At 68.1% G+C, this 4,063-nt stretch carries 6 protein-coding genes; 2 read left to right on the top strand and 4 right to left on the bottom strand.

The window, feature by feature from the left end; genetic code table 11:
• Positions 1-364: 364 nt before the first annotated feature.
• Positions 365-685, bottom strand: coding sequence for a hypothetical protein (locus tag VF468_22140; GenBank protein HEX5880991.1), 321 nt, complete (start codon positions 683-685; stop codon positions 365-367).
• Between the two features lie 71 nt (positions 686-756).
• On the bottom strand, positions 757-1,032 hold the full coding sequence (locus VF468_22135; protein HEX5880990.1) for a hypothetical protein: 276 nt from the start codon (positions 1,030-1,032) through the stop codon (positions 757-759).
• A gap of 670 nt (positions 1,033-1,702) precedes the next feature.
• On the opposite strand from VF468_22135, the gene VF468_22130 reads away from it, so the two are divergent.
• A complete protein-coding gene (locus VF468_22130; protein HEX5880989.1) occupies positions 1,703-1,954 on the top strand; it encodes a hypothetical protein in 252 nt (83 codons plus the stop codon).
• Positions 1,955-2,237: 283 nt separating this feature from the next.
• On the opposite strand, the gene VF468_22125 is transcribed toward VF468_22130, so the two are convergent.
• Positions 2,238-2,567 carry a hypothetical protein gene (locus VF468_22125; protein ID HEX5880988.1) on the bottom strand — a complete coding sequence of 110 codons (330 nt, stop codon included), beginning with the start codon at positions 2,565-2,567 and terminating at the stop codon, positions 2,238-2,240.
• 61 nt (positions 2,568-2,628) lie between these two features.
• Between VF468_22125 and VF468_22120 the strand changes: the two genes are divergently transcribed.
• Positions 2,629-2,946, top strand: a complete 318-nt coding sequence (locus VF468_22120; GenBank protein HEX5880987.1) for a hypothetical protein — start codon at positions 2,629-2,631, stop codon at positions 2,944-2,946.
• An 18-nt stretch (positions 2,947-2,964) separates the two neighbouring features.
• Here the strand turns inward: VF468_22120 and VF468_22115 are convergent, their stop codons facing one another.
• Positions 2,965-3,609, bottom strand: coding sequence for a hypothetical protein (locus tag VF468_22115; protein ID HEX5880986.1), 645 nt, complete (start codon positions 3,607-3,609; stop codon positions 2,965-2,967).
• Between the last annotated feature and the right edge of the window lie 454 nt (positions 3,610-4,063).

Below are 4,063 nucleotides of genomic sequence, written 5' to 3'. Positions count from 1 at the left end.
GTCAAAATTGGCGACGGCGGAGCGACAGCAAGGCCCTGAGGAGCATCACTGGACTGGTCCGGGTACGGCGATGATCGAATGTGCTCGTGCTTGGCCGGCCGTTCTCCCGCTCGAGTGCGCCACGCAGGCGGTAGAGCTTCTTCCGCAGCGAGGATCGCGGGATCAGGGTGTTCAGAGGCCGGCCCCGATCCACCGGCTCGCCGAGGAGCACTCAGCTGTCAGGCAGCACCCCCTTGGCTGCCCGGTGGTGACATCCGAGCCTGCGAACGTCCACTCGCCGTGCTCACACGTCGGCGGCTTGTGCTTGCCGGCCTTGACGGCAGGCGTCTCACGCAGCGGGATGACCGGGCGGCAGTCGCGCTGCTCACTGCTGGCAGACCACCTCGTGGTCATAGCCCATGTCGGGCACGGCAACCTCAGGGCGGAACCCTCGCGCCTTCACCGCATCAGCAGCGGCACCGCGAAGCTGGACTCGGCCGCCTTGGCCGTCTCCATCCCGCCACGCCAACGGCAGGCTTGTCTCGGCGCACACGGCCCGGTGGAGCTTGTAGCCGTAGAAGCTCCCGGCCTCCCGGGCGCTGACCGCTGAGCGGTGGCTCCAGGAGGCATCCAGGTCACTGTAGGTCTTGCGCTCCGCGCCGCCCTCGTAGAGATACTTCTGGCCGTTGGTGTAGCCCGGCAGCACCTGCCACAGCTGAACGCTGATTGGAGATGCTGCTGACCCGGCACGTACGGCTTGCGGCGACGGGTTGTTGCTCAGAACGCGTCGTGGCCGCTGGTCAGCTCCCTGATGGTCATGGCCCAGGCCCTGGCCCACTGCTGCATGGGCTCCGGTAGCCAGGGCGAGCCGGCCACGTCCTCCAGCAGCCACGCGATGCTCTGCACATCGCCGGCGGCTAGCCTGGGGCCGACCTGGCCGGCCCAGTAGCCGGCCTGATCGCGGTAGCCGCTGCCAAGGCGAGCCTGCGAGCTGACCGCACTCAGGAGGCTGGCCAGGTCGGCCGTCTGCTTGGGGTTGAGCAGTGACTCCACCAGGAACCTTCCGGTACTCCGGAGGAGAAGTGCAAGTGGTAGCGCCCGACGGCGGGCCAGGGTATGCGATATGACGTACGGACGCGATTCGGGCTCCACGGATCTGTGGTAGGTACGGGCTGCATCGGTCACCACACCATCTTGTGGTCAACGTCCCTTTGACCGAACAAGCACCACAACCTGTTGGCGTCGTGGATGATCTTCCACGGCGATGGTCGAGCTGAGGGGAGATCACGACGGCCCGATGCTGTGGTCGGTGAGGGGCTGAGCGTCGCTGCCCGTCAGGGTGTTGTCTGCGCCGCCCAATCGCTCCGAGGGAAAGCTGACGTGGTGAAGCCGTCAGGCGGGACCGCGCTGGCCTTGCCGCATTTGCTGGCGTGCCTAACCATGCAGCCGTCGTGGAACGTCGGCTGCATGCCCCAGGCTGCGTGATTGACAGTCACTGGGCGAAGGTGGGCGGTGTGGCACCTTGATCCGGTCCATCAGGGAGGCGACACGGGTGGACGGCAGCGCGCAGGTGACCTGGGCGCCGATCCGGCATCTGCTGCTTGGAGGCCGGACTGTGGCCGTCCGGGTTGGCGTCGATGATGGGGCCGGAGGGCGATGATTGGCCCGGCCTTCGCGGTCCTGCTCGCGGACGCCACCGGGGAGGGACGAGCATGCCTTCGCCGTGCTGTACCGCGACCTCCAGCCCAGCGTGCTGCGCTATCTCAGGATCCTTGCCCCCGGGGCCGCCGAGGATCTGGCCGCTGAGACCTGGCTGCGGGTAGTGGGGAAGCTGATCCGGTGGTCACCGATCCGGACTGGCAAGCCGCCAGCCCGGCCCTGGACGACCTACATGGGCAAGCTGCTGGTGGTTCGTCGGCTGCTTGAGGCCGAGGAGCGCCTCCCCAAGCGCGAGCCGTGGACTGACCCGATGTAGTGGCTGCTGCTCTATAGGCGCTTCTTCTGGCACCTGCCAAGGGGGACATGAACGCCCTCGGTCGCTACCACGGCCGGGGGCGTTCGCCTGTTTGCAGCTAATGCCGGCAGGGCAGGGGCGCGCGTCGGTTGGAGAGGTCGTAAGACGCCACCGCTGGAACCGACCTGGGTCGCCTTCGTCACCGTGGTCCTGGTCGGCTGCGTGGTGCTGGGCGTGCGGGCGTTTTGGCGCCGGCGCCGCTGAACCTGACTCGTCGGGCCAGGTCCTGGTCGACGCCAGCCAATCAGTGGGCCGGGTCCTCGACCCGCCGGAACACGACCCGCTGGCGCTGGTTCGGGTAGGGCCGCAGCAGCTCGTAGGTGGCCGTCCAGCCGGGATGCTCGGCCGTGGTATGCCACTCGAGACACCAGGAGCCGATGAACCAGCGGCCGCAGCCGTGGATCGGACAGCCCCACGGAACCCACGGATCGCCCGGGTCGTGGAGGCCGAGCAGGGTGTTCGGCTGGGCCTGGTGGACCTTCAGGCACGGGATGCAGATCAGCACCGTGCACAGGCCCTGGACCTGGCTGAAGGGCCCGGTGAAGGTCCCGCAGAAGGAACAGTGCGGCCCCACTCCGCACCTCCTTTCTCGAACTGATGTTCGAGAAACTACACAGCCAAGCTACCCTCGGGGAATGACCGTTCGAGAGATGCTGAGACAGCTGCAGCACTTCCCTCAGGATGAGGAGGTGCTGGCCTTCGAAGCTGGCTGCAAGGAGTACTGCAAGCGCGAGGTCGACGAGGTCGAGTGGCAGGGCGACCGCATCTATTTGCACCTCGGCGTCCGGCGAGACGAGCGCGGCAACGCTAGGCAGTCCGCGGGGGGTCCCGGGGGGGCACCCCCCCGGCTTGACCAGGCCATGCTGTTCGAGGTTGGTCTCGAGGCCGCGTCGGCGCAGGTCGACCCGCCCGTCAAGGGCGCCGAAGCACGAGCGCAGCGAACTTGCCCTTGACGGATAGCCCGCACCCCTTCAGCCGGAAAGCCAACGTTGGAGCCATTCCCATCCCCTTGGCGCTGAGCCCGTCCATGACTCGGGACGCGCTGGAAGCAGGAGCTTCGGCGGCGGTGACGGCGGGAGCTTCGGCGGCGGTGGCCCGGCGTCCCCACGGATCTCGGCACGGAGCTGGCTCGCCAGTGAGTTCGCGTCCTTCCAGACCTCGAACGCTCGATCTCGAAGGTCCGGGGTGACGTCATGGACGCGGAGATCCTCGATCAGCAACCCGTCCAAGCGGCGGAGTTCGAAGATCGCCGCCTGTAGCTGCTCTGCCAAGTCCGATCCCGTGGCGGTGGACCACCAGCCAGCAAGCGTCGCAAGGTTCTCTCTAACGACGGGCACTCGCTGGTCGAGCTTGGCGAGCTTGGCCAAGGCCTCGCCGATCGCGTCTTGCTCGCTCGACTGCAGCACCGGGGCGACGTAAATCGGCACCAGCACACTGCCGGGATTCAGCTCGGTCAGCAGCAGCCCGGCCAAGCCGAGCACTTCTGCGGCCCGCTCACGCTGTCGGCTCCGCTCGTTCGATCGCTGTATTCGAGCGGTGATGACCGGCCCACCAAGGCCGCCGATCAAGCCTGCCATTGCCCCGATGGCGGTTGCGGCGACGACCGTGGTGTCCATTGGCCGCGATCATAGGCCGTGCAGCACGAGTCAGGAACGCACAGAGGCCCCCGGTGATGGCTCGGGGCCTCTGGCGTGGGCGGCCCGCGGGGAAGCGCCGGGCCACCGACCGAGGGCGCCTACCCCTGCTCCAGCGCCCCTCGGGGGCCGTCAGGCCCACGCGCCGGCACCCAGCCCCCCGAGCGGGTCGAGGCCCTGGAGGGTGTACCCGGTTGGCGCTGGTGAGGTCGGTCAGCGACCACTCAAGCACGGGTGGGCTGGCAGCCCAGCCGGATGGGAAGGATCGCGGGCACAGCCCAGCCTCGTCCTCCTGGTGGGCATGCTCGGACACCCGGGTGGTCGTGGACGGTGGGGGCAGACGATGGCCGTACCCCAGTACCGTGCGCCCGGCAGAGGTTCCCGGTTGTCTCGCAACCCGCAGGTTGAGCTTGTCCCTTGCCGTCGGCGTTAGAGT

The sequence above is a fragment of the Actinomycetota bacterium genome, from assembly GCA_036280995.1.
Classification (GTDB): Bacteria; Actinomycetota; CALGFH01; order CALGFH01; family CALGFH01; genus CALGFH01.
The sequence above is the reverse complement of the archived record's forward strand: the minus strand, read 5'-3'. Positions and strand labels throughout refer to the sequence as shown.

Bases quoted from the DNA above. Each gene is read 5' to 3' on its own strand.
- VF468_22120 (HEX5880987.1), top strand. From the start codon at position 2,629: ATGACCGTTCGAGAGATGCTGAGACAGCTGCAGCACTTCCCTCAGGAT.
- VF468_22115 (HEX5880986.1), bottom strand. From the start codon at position 3,609: ATGGACACCACGGTCGTCGCCGCAACCGCCATCGGGGCAATGGCAGGC.